This window comes from Gemmatimonadaceae bacterium (assembly GCA_037721215.1).
In the GTDB taxonomy this organism is placed as follows: domain Bacteria; phylum Gemmatimonadota; class Gemmatimonadetes; order Gemmatimonadales; family Gemmatimonadaceae; genus UBA4720.
This window is the reverse complement of record JBBJNV010000021.1, coordinates 25,717-49,411: the sequence shown is the minus strand read 5'-3', so window position 1 is coordinate 49,411 and position 23,695 is coordinate 25,717. Positions and strand designations below refer to the sequence as shown.

Annotated in this window: 21 protein-coding genes; 9 read left to right on the top strand and 12 right to left on the bottom strand. The window is 60.1% G+C overall.

Going from position 1 to position 23,695, the window contains the following annotated elements; all coding sequences use genetic code 11:
• Positions 1-116: 116 nt before the first annotated feature.
• The 5 genes from WKF55_12195 to WKF55_12175 form a co-directional block, all read right to left on the bottom strand.
• On the bottom strand, positions 117-1,154 hold the full coding sequence (locus tag WKF55_12195; protein MEJ7760336.1) for a bifunctional oligoribonuclease/PAP phosphatase NrnA: 1,038 nt from the start codon (positions 1,152-1,154) through the stop codon (positions 117-119).
• Positions 1,147-2,694: an amino acid permease gene (locus tag WKF55_12190; GenBank protein MEJ7760335.1), complete on the bottom strand. Its 1,548-nt coding sequence runs from the start codon at positions 2,692-2,694 to the stop codon at positions 1,147-1,149. Before WKF55_12190 ends, WKF55_12195 begins: the two co-directional genes overlap by 8 nt.
• A 195-nt stretch (positions 2,695-2,889) precedes the next feature.
• Positions 2,890-4,446 (bottom strand): IMP dehydrogenase, encoded by a 1,557-nt coding sequence (gene guaB / locus WKF55_12185; protein MEJ7760334.1) that lies wholly within the window; start codon positions 4,444-4,446, stop codon positions 2,890-2,892.
• A gap of 59 nt (positions 4,447-4,505) precedes the next feature.
• Entirely contained in the window at positions 4,506-5,564 is a 1,059-nt protein-coding gene (locus tag WKF55_12180; GenBank protein MEJ7760333.1) for an alpha/beta fold hydrolase, read from the bottom strand.
• 47 nt (positions 5,565-5,611) lie between these two features.
• Positions 5,612-5,854, bottom strand: coding sequence for a hypothetical protein (locus WKF55_12175; GenBank protein ID MEJ7760332.1), 243 nt, complete (start codon positions 5,852-5,854; stop codon positions 5,612-5,614).
• 338 nt (positions 5,855-6,192) lie between these two features.
• Here WKF55_12175 and WKF55_12170 point away from each other — a divergent pair, with 338 nt between their 5' ends.
• Both WKF55_12170 and WKF55_12165 read left to right on the top strand, forming a co-directional pair.
• A complete protein-coding gene (locus WKF55_12170; protein MEJ7760331.1) occupies positions 6,193-9,402 on the top strand; it encodes a SusC/RagA family TonB-linked outer membrane protein in 3,210 nt (1,069 codons plus the stop codon).
• Positions 9,403-9,434: 32 nt separating this feature from the next.
• Positions 9,435-11,021: a hypothetical protein gene (locus WKF55_12165; GenBank protein MEJ7760330.1), complete on the top strand. Its 1,587-nt coding sequence runs from the start codon at positions 9,435-9,437 to the stop codon at positions 11,019-11,021.
• A 101-nt stretch (positions 11,022-11,122) separates the two neighbouring features.
• Here the strand turns inward: WKF55_12165 and WKF55_12160 are convergent, their stop codons facing one another.
• The 6 genes from WKF55_12160 to WKF55_12135 form a co-directional block, all read right to left on the bottom strand.
• Complete coding sequence (locus WKF55_12160; protein MEJ7760329.1) at positions 11,123-11,590, bottom strand: DUF1232 domain-containing protein; 468 nt, start codon at positions 11,588-11,590, stop codon at positions 11,123-11,125.
• Positions 11,587-12,000 carry a hypothetical protein gene (locus WKF55_12155; protein ID MEJ7760328.1) on the bottom strand — a complete coding sequence of 138 codons (414 nt, stop codon included), beginning with the start codon at positions 11,998-12,000 and terminating at the stop codon, positions 11,587-11,589. Before WKF55_12155 ends, WKF55_12160 begins: the two co-directional genes overlap by 4 nt.
• 10 nt (positions 12,001-12,010) lie before the next feature.
• A complete protein-coding gene (locus tag WKF55_12150) occupies positions 12,011-13,060 on the bottom strand; it encodes a D-Ala-D-Ala carboxypeptidase family metallohydrolase (protein ID MEJ7760327.1) in 1,050 nt (349 codons plus the stop codon).
• Between the two features lie 70 nt (positions 13,061-13,130).
• Positions 13,131-13,991, bottom strand: coding sequence for a L,D-transpeptidase (locus tag WKF55_12145; GenBank protein MEJ7760326.1), 861 nt, complete (start codon positions 13,989-13,991; stop codon positions 13,131-13,133).
• Positions 13,992-14,025: 34 nt separating this feature from the next.
• Positions 14,026-14,712 carry a hypothetical protein gene (locus WKF55_12140; GenBank protein MEJ7760325.1) on the bottom strand — a complete coding sequence of 229 codons (687 nt, stop codon included), beginning with the start codon at positions 14,710-14,712 and terminating at the stop codon, positions 14,026-14,028.
• Positions 14,713-15,288, bottom strand: coding sequence for an SH3 domain-containing protein (locus tag WKF55_12135; protein ID MEJ7760324.1), 576 nt, complete (start codon positions 15,286-15,288; stop codon positions 14,713-14,715).
• A gap of 77 nt (positions 15,289-15,365) precedes the next feature.
• Here WKF55_12135 and gpmI point away from each other — a divergent pair, with 77 nt between their 5' ends.
• From gpmI to WKF55_12100, 7 genes are all read left to right on the top strand, one after another.
• Positions 15,366-16,934, top strand: coding sequence for a 2,3-bisphosphoglycerate-independent phosphoglycerate mutase (gene gpmI / locus WKF55_12130; GenBank protein MEJ7760323.1), 1,569 nt, complete (start codon positions 15,366-15,368; stop codon positions 16,932-16,934).
• The gene (locus WKF55_12125) at positions 16,931-17,626 is read left to right on the top strand and encodes a hypothetical protein (GenBank protein MEJ7760322.1); all 696 of its coding nucleotides are present in this window, start codon (positions 16,931-16,933) and stop codon (positions 17,624-17,626) included. Before gpmI ends, WKF55_12125 begins: the two co-directional genes overlap by 4 nt.
• 39 nt (positions 17,627-17,665) lie before the next feature.
• Positions 17,666-18,181: a BON domain-containing protein gene (locus WKF55_12120; protein MEJ7760321.1), complete on the top strand. Its 516-nt coding sequence runs from the start codon at positions 17,666-17,668 to the stop codon at positions 18,179-18,181.
• 69 nt (positions 18,182-18,250) lie between these two features.
• Complete coding sequence (locus WKF55_12115; GenBank protein ID MEJ7760320.1) at positions 18,251-18,673, top strand: 6-carboxytetrahydropterin synthase; 423 nt, start codon at positions 18,251-18,253, stop codon at positions 18,671-18,673.
• On the top strand, positions 18,658-20,031 hold the full coding sequence (gene dacB / locus WKF55_12110) for a D-alanyl-D-alanine carboxypeptidase/D-alanyl-D-alanine-endopeptidase (GenBank protein ID MEJ7760319.1): 1,374 nt from the start codon (positions 18,658-18,660) through the stop codon (positions 20,029-20,031). Before WKF55_12115 ends, dacB begins: the two co-directional genes overlap by 16 nt.
• Positions 20,028-21,296, top strand: a complete 1,269-nt coding sequence (gene glp / locus WKF55_12105; GenBank protein MEJ7760318.1) for a gephyrin-like molybdotransferase Glp — start codon at positions 20,028-20,030, stop codon at positions 21,294-21,296. Before dacB ends, glp begins: the two co-directional genes overlap by 4 nt.
• Positions 21,293-22,012 (top strand): methyltransferase domain-containing protein, encoded by a 720-nt coding sequence (locus WKF55_12100; GenBank protein ID MEJ7760317.1) that lies wholly within the window; start codon positions 21,293-21,295, stop codon positions 22,010-22,012. Before glp ends, WKF55_12100 begins: the two co-directional genes overlap by 4 nt.
• A 15-nt stretch (positions 22,013-22,027) precedes the next feature.
• On the opposite strand, the gene WKF55_12095 is transcribed toward WKF55_12100, so the two are convergent.
• Positions 22,028-23,695, bottom strand: coding sequence for an electron-transfer flavoprotein:ubiquinone oxidoreductase (locus WKF55_12095; protein ID MEJ7760316.1), 1,668 nt, complete (start codon positions 23,693-23,695; stop codon positions 22,028-22,030).

Sequence of the window (23,695 nt, the reverse complement as noted above, 5' to 3'; positions counted from 1 at the left end):
CAGCTGCCTCGGAAAGTCTCGGCCGAAATGCGTTCCGCATGGATGCGCAGTGCGAGACCCGAGCGATCAGTCGAAGCGCTATCCATGAAAGCGAAAAACCCCTGACGCACTCGATATTATCGAACTGTCGTAACGGCCTCCTGCGCCCCTACGAATTCACGCGCGGCGGCAATCACTTTGTAGCGCACTTCCTCGAGCGTTCCGGGAATCAACGCCCCTGAAGCCTTCGCATGCCCCCCTCCTCCAAACTGCCGCGCAAATGCATTGACGTCCACCGCACCAGTGCTCCGGAACGATACCTTGATCTTCCCATGCCCGAGATCACGAAAGAAAACAGCCATCCGCGTTCCTCCCACAGAGCGCGGATGCTCGGCGATACCCTCGAGGTCCTCCGACTTCAGCCCATACTCTTCAGCGGCACCAGCCGCAACCGAGATCCACGAAATTCCGTAGGCCGGATCCACTTCCAGCGTTGCCAATGCATCACGCAACAGATGCAGGCGACCAACTGGATGTGATGCGTACAGGCGCCTGTACATCTCCTCCGGCTCCACCCCAGCGGCCAGCAGCTGGCCAGCTACCGACAGACACCGCGCGCTGGTATTGCTGAATCTGAAACCGCCGGTATCAGTCAGCATCGCCACGTAGAGTGCAAGAGCGATCTGCGGAGTTATCTCGACGCCGAGCGTGACGGCCACGTCGTAAATCAGTTCGCCCGTCGCACACGCTGTAGTGTCGGCGAGCATGTTATCGCTCGGCGGTTCGTCACTCGGGATGTGATGGTCGATGACGACTTTGGGAATTCTGAGTGATCTCACGGTGTCCGCGAGAACACCAAGCCGCTTTACGTCACTGATGTCGAGCACGACGAGGAGATCCGCCTTGCTCAGCGCTCCCGCGCCCTGAGACGATGCGTCGACCACCTCGACCCCGAGAAGAAAATCAAAAGTCTCCGGCCAAGGCGTTGGATTGACGATCTGCACGGTCATTCCCAGCGACGTGAGAATTCGCGCCAGTGCCGCTTCCGACCCGCAGCCGTCGCCGTCGGCGTTGATGTGGGTGGAGATTGCAACAGAGCGCCCCGCGCGGAACTCCCGCGCGAGACGCTCGATCGCTTCTTTTCTGCGTTCCGGGACTGTTAGTAGATCAACCACTCGCTTCCGAACGTCCGATGCGCGAGTGCGCCTTTCCATACAGGAAGTAGATCAACAGGCCGATTGCGAGCCACACGCCAAGCCGGATCCAGGTGTCGGCCGGGAGACTCGCCATCATGTAACCGCAGATGAGAATGGCCAGAATCGGAACAATCGGGACGAGCGGGGTGCGGAACGGCCGCGGAATCTCGGGACTCTTGCGTCGCAACACGATGATGCCGGCCGATACGATCACGAAGGCGAGCAGCGTGCCAATCGACACCAGCTCACCGAGGAGACCAATCGGGAACAGTCCGGCGATCACCGCGCAGACCGCACCGGTCATGATCGTGGTGATGTAAGGCGTCTGGAACTTCGGGTGAATTTTTCCGAACACCGGCGGCAACAGACCGTCGCGCGACATCGAATAGAAAATGCGCGGCTGCGCCATCAACATCACAAGCACCACCGACGCGAGACCGGCGATCGCTCCGATGTTGATGATCGGCCGGAGCCACGCCAGTGCCGGGCCAGCGGCCGCGATCGCTACGAACACGGGATGCGGAACGTCGAGGTTCGTGTACTTGGTAAGCCCGGTCATGACGAGCGCCATCAGAATGTAAAGAACCGTACAGATGGCCAGAGAACCGAGAATTCCGATTGGCATGTCCCGCTGTGGATTCTTTGCCTCCTGAGCGGCAGTCGACACAGCATCAAACCCGATGTACGCGAAGAACACCACCGCCGCGCCGCGCACGACACCTGTCCACCCGAACTGACCGAATGTGCCGGTATTCTCGGGCATGAACGGACGCCAGTTGTCCGAGTTCACGTACATGAACCCGAAGCCGATCACGAGAATAACGATGAGCATCTTCACGATCACAATCACGTTGTTGAACCGCGCGGACTCCTTGATGCCGATCACCAGCAGCGCCGTCATCAGGCCGACGAGGATCATCGCGGGGAGATTGATGACGCCCTGTGCAACCGAATACCGACTGGTGTCGCAAACGGTCTCAGCCGCAACCCTGATAGTCTGATTGGTCGCCGGATCGAAGCAAATGCTGTTTCTCACGAAGGAGTGAGTGCCCTCGATTCCCAGGGGGGATGATGTATACGCTATCGGCAGCCGGAATCCCAGCTCGTTCATAAACGCAGTGAAGTACCCCGACCAACCCACGGCAACGGTCGCCGCACCGAAGAGGTATTCGAGGATGAGATCCCACCCGATGATCCAGGCAGTCAACTCGCCAAGCGTCGCGTATCCATAGGTGTACGCGCTGCCGGCAATGGGAATCATCGCCGCAAACTCCGCGTAGCATAGACCGGCGAACAGGCAGCCGAGCCCGGCAAAGATGAACGAGTACACGATTGCCGGACCGGCGTACTGCGCTGCGGCGGTACCTGTCAGCACGAAAATGCCAGCGCCAATGATGGCACCAATGCCAAGCGTCGTCAGATTCAGCGCGCCGAGCGCGCGCTTGAGGGTGTGAGTTCCTTCCTCACCCGCCGCTTCGGTTTGCAGCCCCACAATGCTCTTTTTAGACCAAATACCCATGCGAGTTCTCCGGAAACCGTCGGATATGGTAAGGTGCTACGTCCGACCGGACAGGCGCGCAGACCGGTGGCAGCGATCGATCAGATTGGAAATCCGAATGCGGTGCCAAGTTGCTGCCACACATTAAGCGTTGTCAAGGAAGTTCTGCGTTTTCGTGCCGACACATCCCGCTTACATGTCACCCCGAGTTTGCAATCACACAGAATAATTAGGTGCTTCCCTGGTGATGACGACATCGTGCGGGTGCGATTCGCGAAGGCCGGCCGCCGTGATCCTCAAAAATTCAGCGTCGTGTCTCAGCTGTTCGATGTTGCCGCATCCAACGTACCCCATGCCTGCTCTCAGGCCGCCGACCATCTGATACAGCACGTCGCTGACAGGACCCTTGTACGGCACCCTTCCTTCGATTCCTTCGGGCACGAGCTTGCGTGGTGACATCTCCCCCTCCTGGAAATACCGGTCAGCGCTGCCGTCCTGCATGGCTGACATGCTTCCCATTCCGCGAATCATCTTGAAGCGCCTTCCCTCGAGGAGTATCGATTCGCCGGGACTCTCTTCGGTACCCGCGAGCATGGAACCCATCATCACGCTCGAGGCACCTGCGGCAATGGCTTTCACTATATCACCGTAGTATTTGATGCCTCCGTCAGCAATGACCGGGATGTCGCCCGCACCCTCGACGGCGTCGAACACGGCAGTGAGCTGAGGTACGCCGACTCCGGTGACGACCCGGGTGGTGCAGATCGATCCAGGGCCCACACCGACTTTGACCGCGTCTACACCCCGTTCAACCAGGGCTGCCGCGCCCGCGCGCGTCGCGATATTCCCGGCTATCAGCTGGACGTCCGGGAATGCCTCACGAACCTCGGCGGCCGCTTGGAGCACACCCTCGCTGTGACCGTGCGCGGTGTCGATGACCAGCACATCGACACCCGCATCAACCAGGGCGGCGGCGCGGTCGTGGAAATTCGAGGCACCGATTGCCGCTGCCACTCTGAGACGACCGTGCTCGTCCTTGTTGGCATTCGGGAATTCCCGCCGCTGATGAATATCGCGCACAGTGATCAGACCGCGGAGCACACCGGCCTCGTCCACGACCGGAAGTTTCTCGATGCGATGTTTACCAAGGATGCGCTCGGCTTCGTCCAGCGTCGTGCCCACCGGCGCTGTGACGAGGCCGGTGGATGTCATCGCCTTTTGCAGCGGCTGATCCAGATTGCGCTCGAACTGCAGATCCCGGTTGGTGATGATCCCGAGGAGGTGTCCGTCGCGGTCAACGATCGGGACACCTGAAATCTTGAACCGCGTCATCAGCGCGACAGCCTCGCGCAGAGTCGCATCGGGCGAAAGCGTGATGGGGTTGAGAATTATCCCACTCTCCGAACGCTTGACGCGGTCAACCTCGGCAGCCTGGCGGTCGATCGACATGTTCTTGTGCAGCACGCCGATTCCTCCGGCGCGTGCCATTGCCATCGCCATCTCTGATTCTGTCACCGTGTCCATCGCCGCTGACGCAAATGGCACGTTCAGGGTGATCATTCTGGTGAACCGGGAGCTGGTGTTCACGTCCCGGGGATGAACCAGTGAGTGCCGGGGAGCGAGCAGCACATCGTCGAAAGTCAGCACGACGTTTTCGCGTACCCGGCTGAGCCCGTTCGCCCCATCGGCAGCTGAGCTCCGGAAACGTGAAAGCCCGCCGCCGGTGTCTTCCGGTTGAGCGGGCTTCGTCGACGGACGAGTCGTGGTTGCCATGGATGAATGTATGGCAGGGCGCATTTGCAGTCCAGAGGGAGGCGGACCGCGATCCGCTATCATTTTTTTCTGCGCCTTGGGGGGCCGGGATTTCTGCGGCCTGCGGGATAGAGATGTTTTCTGAGGAAGGCAAGCGACTCGCTCCAGCTTTCCCTGCCCTCCTTCGTATCGACCCGGCTGAATGCATGGCCACCCGGCGGATCCTGCCATTCGCGATATGTGTAGAGTCCCTCTCTGTCCTTGCCCGCTGCAACCATCGAGTCACGCAGGTTGTGATTCTCGATGATGAACACGTCGTCGTCATTGCTGGCGGCATGCACCAGCAGTGGCGTCTTCAGCTTGCGCACATGAGCAATTGGTGATCGGTTGATATACGCCTGCGGTTTTTCCGCGAGCGTGCCACCAAAGCCCGGTTGATCTGAAAAAATCTTCTGATATCCAGCCGAATGGGTGCGTATTCGTGTCGGGAGGTCCGCGACCGGAACATGCGCAACCGCCACGGTGAACAGTTCGGGGCGACGGAAAATCGAGTGCAGTGTTATGAATCCGCCGTGGCTCCAGCCGATCATCGCCAGCCGCCTGACGTCGGCGTTCGGAACGAGATCAGCGAGATACTGGCGAGCGGCAATAGCGTCCTCGACTTCCTTCCCTCCGTAGTCGATGGCATCGTAATGCTCACGTCCGTACCCGGTACTTCCGCGATACTCCGGTGCCACTACGATGTATCCATCACTCACCAGCGAGCGGATGTGGGGCACGTAGAGATCGGAAAGATCTCCATGAACACCGCCGTGGACCAGAATGACGACCGGATGCTTTGTCACGGTGTCGTTCGGTGCGAAGAAGTACGCCGGTATCGTCATCTTGTCAGCGCCGCTGTATTCGATCTTTCGGACGATCATCTCATCGCCGAGCTGGGTCATGAACGACAGGTCCGTGAGCCGCTTGAACAGCTGTTGCTGCGCAAAGCGGTCAAGGCCGGGCGCCGGCGCGGGAACAACTGCCTCAACCGTCGACCTGGATGCCGGAGCTGGTGCAGTGGGCGGGGCCGCCGGGCGGGACGATGCGCATCCGGCGGACAGCGGGATGACAAACAACAGCTGACTGAGAATTTTCAAGATTCTTGCCTCCATGCGTGGTTTCGGGTAACGGCAAACAGCTGAATTCACCGGGCTGGTCCGAGTCTCACAACCCGTCCGGCAACCGGATCGAAGGTACTGCCACCGGGAAGAACGTGCACGCGAAGTCCGGATGCACCAAGCACCGAGCCTGCGGGCGTAATAGCGCTCGAGCGGGCGACCGAGCTGGCCATCGGCAATACAGCGATCCGCGCTCGCCACTTGCCGCCGGCAAGGTCGACGAAGCGCTGCGTGACTTCGTGTGGAGCGGGCCCGCCACCAACGATCATTAAATGGCCTCGCTGTCGATCCCATCGTTGCCGAATGAGTCGCGGGTAGGGGTCCCGCCGCCGCGCCCGGTGACGCACGCAGCTCTACTCAACACCAGCAACGCGCAACACAAAGTGCGCGCCACACGAATAGAGCTGGGAGGGCGTTTCAGCAGCGCGCGCGCTATGTCGAGCCCAGACAGTCCCACCCGTGGGAGCAGTACAAAGAATCTCATAATCCCATCATGCCCGCTCGCGCTGAGTAGCGCAATCGGAGTCGTCGTCCTTCGTCGCTTGACGGTAGCGGTGCGTCCTGACATACTGGAAAAGTGATTGCTGCGTCACCCTTCGGAGGCCCGATGTCAAAGAACCGCTTCGCCGTAACGCTCATGCGTTCCGGTAAAAATTTGCTTGCCCCCGCGCATACCGGGCTTCTCGATGTGCTCCGTCGGTCTGGTGCCATGCTTGCGGCGTGGCTGCTCCTCGCGGCCGCACCGCCTCTAGCCACAGAAGTTGCCGCACAAACTCCGGCGACGGGCCGGATTACCGGCCTCGCCGTAGACTCAGCCAACAATCGCCCCCTGGTCGGTGTCCAGGTCACTGTCGGTGGTACCAGGCTTGGCGCGGTAACCGGCGATGACGGGCGTTACACCATCAACGGGGTCCCTGCGGGCCGGTACGTACTAGGCGCACGACGGCTTGGCTTTCGTGTTTTGTCGGCCGCCGGAATAATCGTCACCGGCGGTGCCACCGCGAGCGCCGATTTTCGGCTCGACGCTGTCGGTCTTACCCTGGAAGCGGTCGTGACCACCGGAGTGGTGGATCCCACGAGCGGCACCCGCGTCCCCTTCACCGTTGGACGCGTGGATGCCGAGAATGCGCCGGTGCCCGCCACGAACGCGGTCGAGACCATCCAGGGCAAAGTTGCCGGGGTGACCGTGGTGCCGAGTGGCCAGCCGGGCAGCGGAACGAACATTCTATTGCGCTCGCCGACCAGCATCAACAAGTCGACATCGCCGCTGATCGTTGTTGACGGCGTGATTCTCAGCCAGTCATTCTCTGGATCGACTGCTGATCTCGAGTCGATGGATATCGAGAGCATGGAAGTGATCAAAGGCGCTGCAGCGGCCTCGCTTTACGGATCGCGCGCTGCGGCCGGCGTCATCCAGATTCGTACCAAGCGGGGTTCCGCGCTGGCTGAGGGAACCACGCGCGTAATCGCCCGTTCCGAAATCGGCAGCAACAGTCTCGCCGGGAAGATAGACTGGGCACAGTATCACTATTACCTGACGAATACCCAGGGGCAGTATGTCAACGCCGCAGGGGCGGTCGTCCCGCGCGCGCAACGCGTTCCCAAGCCGATTACGGCACGCTTCCAGGACGCGGCTTATGCGGACCCTATCTATGATCAGGTTGACCGGTTCTTCGATCCCGGACAGTTCTTCAAGAACTCTGTCAGCATTTCGCAGAACGGTGGCAAGACGAATTGGCTGCTTTCGCTCGTCAACGCCCGTGAAGATGGTGTGGTGCTCAACAGCGGAAAATACGAACAGAACAATGTCAGGCTGAATCTCGATCACCGGCCGATAGAGAATCTGCAGCTTTCGTTCAGCGGATATCACAGTCGATCGGATCGTCAGGAGCTATATGGAGACACTTTCTTAGACCTCATCAATCAAGCCCCCGACATCGACCTCCGTGTGCCCGATCCGGATGGAACCCCATACATTTTTCAGGGCGATCCGAATGAAGGACGCGAGGAAAACCCGCTTTACGTTCTTGCCACTGAAGAAAACAACCGCAAGCGCGCGCGAACCCAGGGGAGCATCTCCGGCCGCTATTCGCCGCTCAGCTGGTTCAATGTCGACGCGAATGTCAGTTACGACCGCTCGGACCGGCGCACGGATTTCTTTCTGGACCAGGGCGTAAAAACCGAGGGATTCGGGACGGGCGGGCCCGGCGAGATCCGGCAGTTCAATGGAACCACGGATGCACTCAACGCCGCCGCGAGCGCGAATCTGCTCGGCCGAGCCGGCCCGTTGACGCTTCGGACCACTTTCCGCGCTCTCATGGAGCGCGAAACTGACCAGACGACGAACGCCGGAGGTAGCTTCTTTTCGGCCGCGGGTGTTCGCAGTCTCAGCAATGCTCAGCAGCGCTCGGTGTCATCTCTGCTTCAGGAGATTCGCTCGAACAGCTTTGCCGTCGCCTCCGGTGCCGATTACCTGGGCCGGTATATCGTCGACGGCCTCGTTCGCCGCGACGGCAGCTCCCTGTTTGGCCCCGAGGAGAGGGAGAACACGTACTACCGTGTGAGCGGTGCCTACCGGATTTCGCAGGAAGACTGGTGGCCCATCAAATCTCTGGACGAATTCAAATTGCGCGCATCGCGCGGCACCGCCGGGACGCGTCCGGAGTTCACAGACCAGTATGAGACGTTCTCATTCAGCGAAGGCGGCGGTCTGTCGAAGCAGACTCTCGGCAACAAATCTCTGAGGCCGGAGACAGCCACCGAGACTGAAGTGGGTGTCGACGCAATATTCCGCCAGCGTTACTCGCTGCAGTTATCCTACGCTAAAAACCGCGTCGTCGATCAGCTCATTCAGATCCCTCTCGCTGGATTGTTTGGTTACACCTCACAATGGCAGAACGCCGGAACCGTTGAGGGCAACACTGTGGAGGGAACGCTCGAGGCACAACTCGTCCGGCGTCCGAACTTCACGTGGCGCCTTGGAGTTGTAGCAGACCGCTCGCGGAATCGGGTCACCGAGTTCGAACGCAGCTGTTTCACCACGCAGACCATCGCGTTCCGGTGCGCAGGCGAGACGCTCGGCGCGATGTATGGATTCCGTTTCATCAAAGGCGCCGGCGAGCTGCCATCGAATGTGGGAGCGCGCAGCTCGGAGTTCCAGCTGAACGACGAGGGTCTCCTTGTGTGGGTAGGTGCGGGCAACAACTTCACTGACGGAGAAACGAAAAGCCTCTGGGGCACCACGACAACGATCGGCACGACGAACTTCGGATGGGGAATGCCGATTGTCCTGCGCGATTCAACCGGTAATACGGCGCTCGTAAAGATCGGCGACGGTAATCCGGATTTTCATTACGGCGTATCGAACAACATCAGCTGGCGTAATCTGACGGTCTTCGGACTTGTTGACGCAGCGGTGGGTGGACAGTTGTACAATCGAACCAATCAGCGAATGTACCAGTATGGGCGCAGCGCGGATGTCGATCAGGCCGGAAAGGCGCAGGAGCTCAAGAAGCCGATCGAGTATTACGTCAACCTATACGCTGCGAACGGACCAACTGATTACTTCGTCGAAGAGGCCGGCTTCGTCAAGCTGCGCGAGGTGTCACTCAGGTACCGACTTGGATCGAATCTTCTCGGCCCGCTGGCACGGCTCGGCGTCAGCGGTGCGTCGGTATCCCTCATTGGTCGCAACCTGGTGACATGGACCAATTACAAGGGATACGATCCAGAAGCGGGTGGAACAGTTGTACGATTTGACAGCTTCGACTATCCCCGATACCGCACGTTCACCGGCAGCATAGAAATCACCTACTGAGCCTCGAAGGCAGCGCATACTTTGGAGATAAGATGAACCGACTGAAGTTTTTTGCTGTCACCGGGGCGGTGGCAATTGCCGGATGCCAGGATCTGGCGATCAAAAACCCGAACGCACCCGATCGTGAACGCGCTACCCAGCAGCCCACGACGGCGGAGTCTTTCGTGGCAACATCTTTCCGGACATGGTGGCCGGTGTCCGGACACGACGATTACCCATCGTGGGCGTTGTCGACGTCGGCACGGGAGGCCTCCTCGAGCTTTGCCGATTTCGGTCAGCTCGAGGTTTCCACCGAGCCCAGATCAGCCTGGAACAACAGTCCCGTCAATGCCCGAGCCGATGTAAACCAGAGGCCGTGGTTTGATCTTTACCGCACGATCTCGTCCGTAAACGATGCGCTGATTGCCATCGACTCCGGCCTCATCATCGTTGACGCCACTCGAACCGCCCGGGCTCGGGCGGTTGGAAAGTTCATGCAGGGTATTTCCCATGGACAGCTTGGCCTTTATTACGACAAGGCGTTCATCGTCGACGAAAAGCTTGCAGTCGATACGGTCAAGATCCCCGTCTTCCATCCATACCCCACTGTCATTCAGACTTCGATTGCGCAGATAGATGCGGGCATTGCCGTTGCGAGAACCGCCAACTTCACACTCCCGGTAGACTCATGGCTGTTCCAGGCAATGAGCCGGGATGATTTCATCAGGCTTTCGAATTCATTTGCCGCGCGATATCTCGCATACTCTCCAAGAACGCGCACCGAGCGCGCGGCAGTAAACTGGACCGAAGTGATTCGAAGAGTGGATGCGGGCATCACGACTGACTTCGCGCCGGTCGCTCAGGTCGACATCCTCTGGGATGACTGGAAGCGGCTGCTAGCGCGCGTTCGGGCGGGGCCGCCCAGCGATTTCGGGCGTCCCAGCTACTGGCTGCTTGGACCTGCCGATTCGGCCAGCGGCTTCATCAACTGGTCGAACCTGCCGGGGGCCAGCCGCACGGCTTTCCAGATCAGAACCCGGGATCGTCGCATTCAAGGCGCCGGCGGGCCGGCGACGCTTGGCAAGTACTTTGGTTATACAGCCACGAATATCGGTGCGGCTAGTCGCGGAACCTTCCGGTATTCGCACTACGCCTACCAGCGTTTCGGCAGGGGCACGTCGTGGCAGGAAGGTCCGCAGACTGCCATGACCGTCACCGAGATGGACCTCCTCAAGGCCGAGGGGCTCATTCGTCTCAATCGTGCTTCCGAGGCGGTTGCGCTCATCAACAAAACGCGCATCGCAAACGGCCAGCTCCCCGCAGTGACGATTGCCGGACCGCCGGATGAGCCAGGGTGCGTGCCGCGAAAGCGGAATGGCCAATGCGGTTCATTGTGGGATGCGCTGCGTTATGAAAAGGGGATCGAGATGTTCGGCGTCGATGGAGTAATTGCATTCTTCGATGCACGAGGATGGCAGACGCTTCTCGAGAACAGTTTTACGCAGCTACCAGTCCCGGGTCGTGAGTTGGGCACGCTGCGCCTTCCCTCTTACACCTTTGGCGGCCCCGCAGGTGCCTCGTCCGCACCGTTGCCAGATCCCGAGCGTTGTCCGGTGGCGACGTTACCGCGGTGCAGTTAGCGTCCGACTGACCCACCTGCCACTCGTTTAAAACCGCCGAAGGCCGCAGCTATCCGCTGCGGCCTTCTTGCGCTCAACCTTGAAGCGTGCACCGCCGACGGTTAGACCCGGCCGATGGTTCTCAGCCGACGTCTCATCCGTCGCGGCAGGAAGAAAGCGCACGCCGCCAGTATGCGCTCCAGATTGAGCGACGCCAGCTCTGCCGCATCCCCCATCCAGTGCTGTTGCACGACGGTTCGGCCGGCGTTGGTTATGAGCCTTTGAATTGCGAGAATAAGCAGAAATACGTCGTCAACTTCGCCGATGAACGGTATGAAATCGGGCACCAGGTCGAGCGGCAGCAGAATGTAGGCGATTGCCCCAGCGACCACCATCTTGTCGATGCTCGGAACACGCGTATCCGTCAACAGGCCATAAAGGAGTCGCAGAAAGTTGGGCAACTCCTTAACGGTTCCCATGACCGTGCGCTTGGCTCCCGTACGCGGCTTCTGGCCGACATCGACATCCGGCGGCACTTTGCGCGTGCGTCTGCCCGTCGCGGACTCACCGCGTCCTTTTACTGTAGTCACTTGCCTTCTTCTCCTAGGGAATGAGGTAGCTGGCTGCCCAGCTCATGGGGCCCCGCTCGCGTAACTGGAGGCGGTGCCGGCGTCGGCTGAGACGAACTGGGGGCAACTGGCGATGCAGCGCCCATTATGCCTGTTGCAACAGACTTGCCAGCGGCCGCAACCTCATTGATCGCACCCACCGCCCTGCTCATGATACTCATGGTCCCAGCAACTGCCCCGGCGGACATTTTGCCGGCACGCAACGTATCCTCCACGCCCTGAGCGAAGCTTCTCATCGGGTTCGAAGGAGCTGCCATTACCGGCGCGTACTTGGACTCCAGGAAATCAATGTAGTCGAGTATCTGGCCGAGCCTTTCGTCGGGCATGAGATTGAGTTTGCGAATGAGCCGGTCCCGCAGCATGTCGTTCATAGTTGATTCCTCATCCGCCCCACCGCGCCCGCTTGCCGCGAGCATCGATGTGCACGTAGGTAGTCCGTGAGTGCCCACTGGTGTATATCCCGAGGCCCCCTACGAGCTCAGGATGCTTGAGTTCCACGATCTCGACGGCGAGCCCGATCATCCTGCTATCCATTGCGCTGTACTTGCCGTCGCCGTTAGCGTCGATCGCAACGTCTGCTGCATCGCCATACTGATGCTGGCTGTCCCGGGCGGCCCGCTTTACCCGGGCGTTGTGGTCGGGTGCGCGGAAACCGGATTTCACGTCGATCGAAAGCCTGGTGCGACCGCCCGCCCCGTGCCAGCGTGTGATCTCGGACACCACCAGCTCGATCTTGTCGAGCAGCTTCGGGTTGATCGCGGCATACCGCGGCCACATTTTCTGGTCATCGTGGTTGAGGAAATCGCTCACCTTCAGATGCTTGCTGATCGGGAGGTTGACGTCCCTCTCCCTTATCTCGAGAAATCCTTCGGGAGGGTCCTGCCGCCCGGCGATCTGCTCTCCAATATACGTGCCTATCCGATAGCCTCTGAGCATCGTGCCATGCTTCTCCTCGAACGGTACCAGCACAGCCAGTGTCAGCCCTTCGATGACCCTGTGCTCATCCCCTCTCACAAGCGCAAACCGGTAAAACCCGGGAGTCAGAGGCGCCTGAACACGCGCACCTTTCAACAATCGGGGAGCCTGTGCCGACGTCGAGTCTCCCACCCTGACCCAGTTGTATGACAGCAGTGCCGGATCGCCGTGCACGTCGAGTGGATACTCGACATTTTCGCCAGGCATCGCGAAACGAAGCAGCACTCCTCCGCTGGATCCGAACGCAGTCGCGGATGGAGTTGCGGCCGGGAGGCTCTTCTTGAGGAAAGTACCGAAGGGTCGCATCGCAAAAGATGAAACGGGCGAGCGAAACTGCATTACCCCGGCGCTGGCCGCAACGAACAGGGCCAGCGTAACAAGCATTGCCGGCTTTCGTCTGCGGAAAACTGTTTGATCCGGCGCGATTTCGCGCCGTTCTGAGACGGCTACATCCATTGTCAGAAACTAGCGCGGGCGACTGCTGGCGGCGAACTCCGCATTACGCACCGCATCGCCCGCGCATCGCTCAATAGATGTAAACGGGCGTACCAACGGGGACCATTTCGTACAACTTTTCAATGTCTTCGTTCCGCAAGCGTACACAGCCGTGACTGACCGCCTGGCCAATCGATTCCGGCTTGTTCGTTCCGTGCAATGCATAACCATCACCAAGGACGAGCCGGCGCGTGCCAAGGACACCTTTATAACGCCGCTGGTTCGTGCCGAATGGCGGAACGATGATGTTGCCGTTGACGACGATCTCCCGGCCGTCGGTTGCTTCCAGGGCAACCTCGTTGCCGTCCGCATATCGCTTGACGATTTCGGAACCGCTCACCCTTACCACCGACCCATCGGAGGACGGAATCGTCATTCCGCGACTCATCTTTACCAGCCCGAGACCGCGCTTGTTTGCCTGTTCCAGAAAATGCCAGTCGGGCGGTACCCATGCCGGATCGACTTCCTTGGCCTGAACCTTCAGCCGTCCGCGCGGTGTTTCGAATTTCCACTGCCCTCCACCGCCGCCCTTGCCTACCAGCGTCTTTCCGCTGCCGGTCGCAACCTGTGTATGGAAAAGCAGCTGATCGCCACGCTTGAACCAGAGCTCCCGTTCTTCGATGCTGACCACGATATACGGCTGATCGGCCGGTACCGCCGGATTCCCTGCCACGAGTTGATTGAGGCTGTCTTCGGACGTACCGAGCCTGGCTTTCACTTCCTCGAGTACACCGAGATTGTCGTTGAAGACCATGCGGTTTACGTCGCGCTGATAGCGCACCTCGGCGGTTTGCGTCAACAGCATTGCGGTACCCGCCGCTACCGCCGTGAACGCCAGAAGCGTTCCCCATACCCACTTCCCGCCATGCGTTATCGTGTTGGCAATTCCCATCAGGTAGCCCCTGTCGTCGGTAGTGTGCGGTGCGTCAATAGAAGTATACCCGCATGCCCGGGCTGAGGTTCGGCACTATCGCCTTCATGTCAGCGAGGCCGATTCGTACATTGCCGGGCGCGATCGTAGAAGAGTCGGTTGCTAGCGGACCACTCGCGGCAGAGATCACAGTGCCACCGTCCAGCGTGATCGCGTTCCCAGAGACGCCGGCGATGGTCTTTTGACCCCGTGGAATCACTACGGGAGGCGAATCGCCCCCGGATCCGGCGGCAGTCTCGGCACCGAAGGCAGCCTGCATTTCCCGGAGCACCGCGCCATCTCTCTCCAGAAAAATCTTGCCGCTATCGATGGCCACGGAGAGGTGCAGATTCTTTTCAATCTTCGCCTGTCTGCGTGCCAGCTCGAGCGCGATGCGCGCCTTGTTCTCCTCCGCGGCGACGATCGCGTCCGTGCGCGCCCGTTCATTATCGGTCATGCCTGCGCGCAATCGCACAACTTCGGCCTCGTATACGCCCCGCTTGTAGAACAGAAACCCACTTACACTGAGCAGCGCGACGAGAGCGAATACGAGAGTCAGGACGAATCCGGGGTAACTTCTCCGAAAATCGCGCCACCCGCCGCGGCGGCGATCACCCCGCTCCCCTTTGGACGGGTCACGGCGCCCAGCGTCACTGTCGGAAGGCGGAGTCGAACCTGGCTGCTTGTCGGAACGGATTTCCATTTATCGTCGGGTTAGGCTTTGAAGATCGAGTATCGGTACGCCGGCTGGCTCGCTGCGACCGTTTCGCACGCGTGCCGTGACAGTAACCGGCGACATCGGTGCGAGGCTGCGTGCCGCCGCAAGCAGCGAAGGCGGCACTGCCATGTAGACAAGGGTCTTCTCTGCGCCCGGCCCCAGCGCAAGGATATAGTGCTCCCCGGCAACCAGACCAGACCTCAGCGGATCTGCTGTCTGAAGTGACACTGCTTCAATCTCCCATCGAACCAGCTTGCCGCGTGCAGCCGCGGGATTATTCCGTATGTCAGCCCCGCTGAGCGGCCGCACACTGCTGTCGGCTATAATGACATCCCCTTCGCGCACCCAGCCTTCGAGGCGAATTCTCACCCAGTCACGCTCGCGCGCAAGCACTTCAACCTGAGTGCCTTTGGCAATCTGACCCAGCAACCCTCCGGGCGAGGAGCCTGCCGGCGGAGCCGGACGAACGACGGTGGCGCGGGTCGCTGTGTGCAACACGTTCTCCTGTGCAGACATGGGGAACGCCAGCAACACCGGAACGGCAGCAAGAAAAAGGCGCAACGCTGGTCGGGGTATTTGGTGGGGCTACATTTGGTTCGACGGTTCCTAACGTACACTCTTACACGCAGTGAGCAACAATGGTTTACGACACGTCCCGCCCCGTCGCGCTGATAGTCCTCGACGGATGGGGACACCGTGAGGCAGTCGACGGCAACGCCATTGCGCTCGCTGATACGCCGACATGGGACTCCCTGTGGAAGAGCCCGGCGAGGACGCTGCTCGATGCCTCCGGGCTCCGTGTGGGACTTCCGGAGGGCCAGATGGGCAACAGCGAGGTTGGTCATCTCAACCTCGGCTCCGGGCGTATTGTAATGCAGGATCTGGTCAGAATATCGGCATCCATCGCCGATAGATCTTTTTTCAGAAATGCCGCTCTTGTCGAAGCCTGTCGCGTTGCGAGAGCGTCCGGCGGCACGCTTCATCTGACAGGGCTCATCGGCGATGGCGGCGTCCATGCCATCGACAGCCACTTGTTCGCTCTGATAGATCTCGCGGTTCAGGAAAGCGTCCCCCGCATTGCGATCCATGCTTTTACTGACGGTCGCGATACTTTGCCCAAGTCCGGCCTCGGGTACGTCGGAGACTTGCTCGCGTACATCGGCGACAACAGTAATGCCTCGCGGGGTCGCGGCATCGCCCATATCGCAAGCGTGTCGGGACGCTACTACGCCATGGATCGTGACCGCCGCTGGTCGCGCACCGAGCTCGCGTACCGCACGATCGTCGAGGGCGCGGGAATGCGCGCGGCGAGTGCCCCTGCCATGGTTCGCGCGGCATACGATGCCCGCATCACCGACGAGTTCATCCAGCCGGTTTGCATCGCGGGCATGGATGGTTCGAGCACCCGGATGAGGGACGGTGACTCGATGATCTGCTTCAACTATCGCTCGGACCGGATGCGTCAGCTGGTCCGCGCCCTGGTCGATCCCGACTTCGCGGGCTTCAGCATCACGAACCGTCCCAGGGTCAGCGTCACAACGCTCACGTCATACGACGACACACTCGGACTGCCAGTGGCGTTCGCCCCGCAATCCATGGCGCGCATCTTAGCCGAGGTGTTAGCCGATCGCGGGCGGTCGATGTTGCGAACAGCGGAAACGGAGAAGTATCCGCATGTGACTTATTTCTTCAACGGCGGCGAAGAGACCCCTTATGCGGGTGAAGAGCGGATCCTGGTCGCCAGTCAGAAGGTTGCTACCTACGATCTCATGCCGGAGATGAGCGCCGCGGGCGTAACCGACGTGCTCTGCAACGCTATCGCCGGAAAAACTCACGACTTCATGCTTTGCAACTATGCGAACGCTGATATGGTTGGACACAGCGGATCACTACCCGCCACGCTCAAAGCGGTCGAGACTGTCGACCGAAGCCTCGCACGCGTGCTGAAGGCAGCCGAGGCGGCGGGTGTGCGGTTGCTGATTACTGCCGATCATGGTAACGCCGAGATGATGATCGACCCCGGCACCGGCGGTCCGCATACAGCGCACACTACCAACCCTGTGCCATTCGTCGTTGTGAATGATGAACGTCTGTCGGCCATGCGCAGCGGTGGAGCTTTGTGTGATGTAGGGCCAACTATATTAACAATGCTTGGCATCGAGCAGCCGCCGGAAATGACCGGCATCCAACTTGGAGAGGTTCCATGAAGAAGATGTTGTTGGTGTTCCTGCTTTCGTTATCTGCTGCACCCCTCGCGGCACAGGTGGACGTCGGTTATCCACCCCCGCGCAGCCCGTTCAGAGATCTGGAATTCAAGCACGAGGCAACCGTTTTCGGCGGATATCTCGCCACCGGTGACGACCCGGCGGGCGTTGCGCCGCGTGGGGGGCCTATCGCCGGAATTCGATATGAAGTGGTGGTTGGCGGCCCGGCCCAGCTGGTGGTCCGCGTCGCGCAGGCGATGACCGACCGGACGGCGGTTGATCCAACCCTGCCACTTGCCACTCGCAATCTGGGAACACGCAGCTGGCCCATCTATCTCGCCGATGCCGGGATCTCCCTGAATGTCACGGGCCAGCGAACATTCCATGGAATAGTGCCGGTGTTGTACGGCGGTCTTGGGGTGGCGAGTGACGCTGGCAAGAAAGTGGTGGAAGATCCCTACAGGCTCGGCACCACATTTGCCATTTCCGCCGTCGGTGGATTGCGGTACGTGCCGGGCGGCCGGTTCCAGATGCGCGCCGATGTAGGAACCTATTTCTACCAGATCAAGTATCCGACCGCTTACTACGTACAATCATCGGACAACACTGCGGTCCTCGAAGATTCGCAGGCTCGGAATTTCTGGAAGAGCAACCCGGCATTGACGCTGGGTGTATCCTACCTTCTCTTCCGCTGACTCGGCGCACCGCGCCATCGACCGCCTGCGGGGGCAATTGTGGCTGACGACTTCGACAACACCGACGATCTCGAGAACATGACTGATGACGAGCTGCTGCAGCACGTCCGGGCACAGCTCGAATCCCAGAATGGCTTCGATGCTGATGACATCATCGTGGAGATAAGGAATGGTGGCGTCACCTTGTCCGGGAGAGTCGGAACTGATTCGGAGCTGAGGATCGTCGATCACGTTCTCACCGATGTGATCGGCATCGGCGATGTCGACAATCAGATTGTGGTCGATGAGTTGCGCCGTGCTGTCAGCCCCGAAGACATCGATGAGCATCTCGCCGACGAAAATGGGCACTCAGGTCTGCTGCTTGGGGATTCGTCGAGTCAGTACACGGCTGAATCCGCACACCTGGCCGACGACGAGGATGAGGAATCGACCGGGACGTACGATATCACCGAGGCGATCGAAGGCGCGGTGCCGTGGATACCGCCGGAGAGCCCTACCCCTGAGGGTATCGGCAGTCAGGACACCGGGAATTCTGGAAGAGACGGCGGGCCCTAGCCCCGAGGCATTGCCTTGACTGGAGTTCGGGTTAATGCAGATGTACACCCGGCAACGCACATTACCTCCATGCCAAATGCATATCTCACCCGCCGTGTTTCTTTTGCGGCGGCGCACCGGTATCGACGTCCCGAGTGGAGCGATGAGACGAACGAGGCCACCTTCGGGCCCTGTGCGTGGCCCAGCTTCCACGGCCACAGCTACACCTGCGATGTCACAGTGCAGGGGGCGATTGACGGAACCACCGGGTTCATTGTCGATCTCGGACTACTCGACCGCATTCTCGATAAAGAGGTTGGAAAGCGATTCGATCACCGGAATATCAATCTCGATGTGCCGGAATTTGCAGATGGTGCGCTCGTCCCGACTGGCGAAAATCTCGCAAAGTTCATATTCGAGCGGGTCGAAGCGGCGCTGCCTGGCGGAATCAGAATAACCAGCGTGACAATTGCGGAAGACGAAACGTTGAGCGCAACATGGCGCCAGGATTGATGCTGCATTGCAACGGAAGGCGGCCTTTGGGACGGGTGGCCGGCGTCGCGTTTGCTCTGCTGGCGACAGCGTGCGCTCCCCCAGCTTCAACTGCACGCGCGCCGGTGCCGGTGCCGATCGTGGTGATCAATGCGCGGGAGGGTCTTCGGCTTTCGATCGACTCGCTCCTTCGCGATCCGAATCTCAGAAACGCATTCCTCGGCGTGCTCATCGTCAATCCTCGAACGAGCGACACACTTTATTCACTGAACGCCGGCAAGCTGTTCATGCCTGCGTCGAACCAGAAGATTCTTACCGGGGCAGTAGCCCTTACCCACCTCGGCCCTGAGTACCGCTATCGAACCACGATTGCAAAACGAGGATCGCTGGTGAATGGCGTTGTCAACGGTGACCTGCTTGTGATCGGCAACGGGGATCCGACGATCAGCGACCGAGCGCGGGGCAAGGCGATGACGGCTCTGCTGGACGTTGCCGATTCGCTCGCGGCGAGAGGTATCCGCCGGGTAACGGGAAAGCTCATGAGTGGCGGCAACGTATTTACGGACGGCATTTATGGGTATGGCTGGGAAGCTGACGATTTCACCAGTTCCAGCGGCGCTCCGGTTGATGAGCTTTTCTATAATGAAGGGCTCGTTGACAGCACGATCACGATTGGCGGGCGGGACACTGTCGTCTCGGTTGTAACCCGAAATCCGTCCCGCTCGTATCTCGCTGCGTTGGACACTGCCCTCTCGCGCCGCGGCATTGTGGTTTCGGGTGGGATCTCCGACAGTGTTGCTGCCCCGGTGGCGATAGATACGGTGTATTCGTTTCAGTCATCGACACTTCGCGACATTTTACGCCACTTTGAGAAACCGTCGCAAAACCAGATTGGAGAACTGCTGCTGAAAACCATGGGGTTGCGACAGACTGGCGTTGGGGTAGCTGACAGCGGCGCAGCGGTGGTTTCGCGCCAGTTGTTGAACTGGGGCGCCGAGCCAACTGGCTTCAAGGTCTATGATGGGAGCGGCCTGTCGCGCCACAATCTCGTGTCACCTGAAACACTGGTTCGCGTACTGGTAGCCATTCGGCGCGACACTGCCTTTTCGGCGTTCTATAATTCCCTGCCAATTGCCGGTATCGATGGCACGCTGCGGTCACGCATGAAAGGCTCACCCGCGGAAAACAACATGCACGCCAAGACGGGCACGCTGGAATTTGTCCGGTCGCTGTCAGGATACATCACCTCTGCCGATGGCGAGCAACTCGTGTTCAGTTTGCTGAGCAACCACTTCACCGTACCGGTTGCCGTAGTGACACGGTTTCAGGACGCAGTCGGGGCGATGATGGCCGGCTACAGGGCTTCGCCGACAAGTTGATTTCCGTCGCTGAGGCGAGTGCGCGTATTCTCGAGCGCATTCACCGGTTGCCATCTGAAAACATCGAGCTGGCCGCAGGTGCGAGACGCGTTCTTGCGGCACCGGTCGTCGCTCCGATTACCTCCCCCCCCTGGGACAACGCATCGATGGATGGCTACGCGGTGCGTAGCGTTGACCTCTCTGCCATCGGCCCCACGGGAACCGCGGCTCCGGAAGTAACGCGCCTGCAGGTTGTCGCGACGATAGCCGCGGGTGAGTTCGCGCCACGGGCACTCCAGAACGGTGAAGCGATGCGCATCATGACGGGTGCGCCGCTTCCGCTGGAAGCAGATACGGTGATTCGGCATGAAGACACGGACAACGGCCGTCGGATAGTCGTTATCCGTGATCAGCGTGACAGAGGCCGCAACGTCCGGAAGGCTGGCGAGGATTTCCACGCCGGAGACCTGTTGTTTGACACGGGTGAAGAGCTCCGTGTCGCTCACCTGGGCGTTCTCGCGTCGGCTGGAGTAAGGAACATCGAAGTTTTCCGCCGGCCCCGCGTGGCCCTCATCAGCTCGGGCGACGAGTTGGTCGAGCTGGCGGACTTCGCTCCAGCGCTGGTGGGAGAAAAGATCGTGTCGTCCAATTCCGTTACGCTCGCCGCACTCGTGCGCGACGCCGGTGCCACGCCAGTCGACCTCGGTATTGCCAATGACTCGCCAGCGTCGCTTCGATCGAAGTTCGAACGGGCGAAAAGCAGCGATCTGATCGTGACATCGGCGGGGGTGTCAGTTGGCGATCACGATCACTTGCGACGCGCTTTCGACGAGCTCGGTGGCGAACTCCTGTTCTGGAAAGTCAGAATGCGACCCGGGGCGCCGCTCGCGTTTGGCATACTGGACGGCACTCCCTGGCTTGGGTTGTCGGGCAACCCGGTGTCTGCAATGGTTTCGTTCGAGGTCTTCGTGCGTCCGGTGCTCCGCAAGATGCTCGGGTTGACACATTTCTTCAGGCGGACCATTCCCGTGGTGGTCGCTGACCCGACTCAGCTCGCTGCACCCCTCATGCATTTCCTCCGTGTGATTGTCGAGCGGACGACGGATGGCGGCTTCATCGCGCGCTCCGCAGGCTCGCAGAGCTCCGCGGTCGTGACGGCAATGGCGCGTGCGAACGCGCTGCTCATTCTGCCGGGTGACAATCTGGACATTCAACCGGGAGAGGTGCACCGCGCGCTGCCACTCGGCGACAGTCTGGAGATGTCGTCGCAACTCAATCTCCAGTGATCTCAGCCGACGAACTTTCCACGCTCGATGGTCAGGACCTGGTCAGCGCGCTGGAGCGTCGTTTCGACACCGTCACTGGCGACATCGACGTGGGGGATCGGACATTTTCCATGTTGCGGCCGCGAAACTCCGACGATTTGATACGCGAGGAAGACTTCGTAAAGGATGAACGGCTTCCATATTGGGCCGATGTGTGGCCCTCGTCCACGATTCTGGCGCAGCATCTGCTGGGCTTCGCGAAAAAAACAGACCGCGGTGAAGCAGCCCGCCGTGGCCTGGAGCTTGGTTGCGGCGTCGGACTTGTAACGACCGCGGCAATGATTGCCGGTTACGCCATGACGGCCTCGGACTATTACACGGATGCGCTCGCTTTTACCCGGGCGAATGCTTTCCGGATCACTGGCAAATCCCCGGTCGCTCGCATGATCGACTGGAGACACTTTCCACGCGACGTCAACTCGCTCGATCTCATCCTCGCGTCTGACGTTCTGTACGAGAAAGAATATGCGCGGTTGTTACCGGGAATCTTCAAGCGTTCGCTCGCCCCGGGAGGCATGGCCATCGTTGCCGACCCCGGACGGATTGGAGTGCCTGACTTCATGGAGGAGTGCCGCGATGCGCGACTCGCAATCAGGTCAAAAGTCAGCCACGCATTCAGCGTTGGGGAGATCAATCAGACGATCGATCTCTATGAGATTGCCGACGAGGCGAGCTGACGGGAGCCGAGGCGTTTACATCAGCCGGTAACGGGGCCCGCTCTCTCCTTCGCGTGGCGTCCATCGGGGGCCGATCACATCCGTCGCTTTGCAGTCGATGCAGTTCGCGGCGCTCACCACCAGCCGTTCGCCGTCCCTTTCGTACACACCGGCGGGACACATGTGTTCATACAACTCTGCAACTGCGGCTGACACATCCTTGCCGACGATGAGGTGCGATGGAATGTCGTCGCGCGTCGCATTGCCGGACTTGAAATTTGCATCGAGCTTGCTGAAAGTCAGCTTGCCATCGGGCGTGAACGTTTCGGAGGCGACGACTTCGCGTTCCACCTCAGCGTCCGTTTCGGAGTCTATTTTGCCGCCGGGAAACGCGCCCTTTGTGAGGGTCATCAGCGCTGCCTTGAAGCCGCCAACGTAAAAGCCTGACCCCTGGAACGCGAGCCGCATGTTCCGGCGGGCACGCAAGTCGGAAACGATGTAGCTCGTATCCACCAGTGCATCGTACCTGGCCATCGTGTTTGACGACGTATCGTCCTTCTTCAACGCATCGAAGATTGCCCGGGCCGCGTACATCCCCGACTGCATCGCGTAATGGATTCCCTTGAGCGACGCCACTTCGACGTAACCGGCCGAGTCTCCAATGATCATTACTCCGTCCCCGTAGCGGCGTTTGGGGATCGCGTGATAGCCGCCCTCGGGAATGGTCTTCGCACCCCACTCCAACATCTCCCCGCCGTCCAGATACTCCCGGATGACAGGGTTGGTCTTGAGCTTCTGGAGCAGCACGTGGACGTCGAGTGTTGTCTGCCGGTAATCCATCCCGACGACGATTCCCAGTGCAACCAGATTCGGCGCCAGCGGATACATGAAGCTTCCGCCAAAGGCATCGGTGGGCAGCGGCCAGCCAAGTGTGTGAACGACTGCGTCGAGAGGTTTTTTTGTCTCCCATACCTCTTTCACGCCGAGCGCAAAAATCTGCGGGTTATCTGAGGTTATTCCGGACTCCTGGAAGAACGCCTGAGCCAGCGAACCGCGCGTTCCTTCGGAAAGAACTGTGACGCGCGCCGAGATGTCGGTGGGCGGGGCGAAGCCGCTGCCGGGCGTTCCGTCGCGCGACAGGCCAGTGGGTGTGGTGCGCACTCCGACAACCTTGTCTCCATCCATCATCAGCGACGCGGCCGGAAAACCGGTAAATATATTGACTCCCATACTTTCCGCACGCTCGCCAAGCCATCGCACGATTTCGGAAATCGAGCCGATAAAATTGCCCTGGTTGTGCATGGTGGGCGGCGTTGGAATCCGTAACCCCCGCCCCTCAGTCAACAGGTACACCCGCTCTTTCGTAACCGGCAGTCGAAACGGGAAATCACCGTCCTTGATATCCGGAAACAGCTCGCGGAAGGGGGCCGGATTAACGACCGCACCCGACAGACAATGCTCGCCGAGCGCAGCCGACTTCTCGAGCACGGCAATCTGAACTTCGCCAAGCGAGCCGCCCGCCTCTGTATCCTGTTTCACCAGCTTTGCCAGCTCGATCGCTCCGGCGAGGCCGGCAGGGCCGCCACCGACAAAGACGACATCCATCGGCACCGCTTCTGAGTCGAGCGGTTCGCGAAGAATGAGAGAGTTAACCGGCAGCGGCGGCTGGTGATCGCTCGGCAAAACGCGCAACGCAGTCGCCAC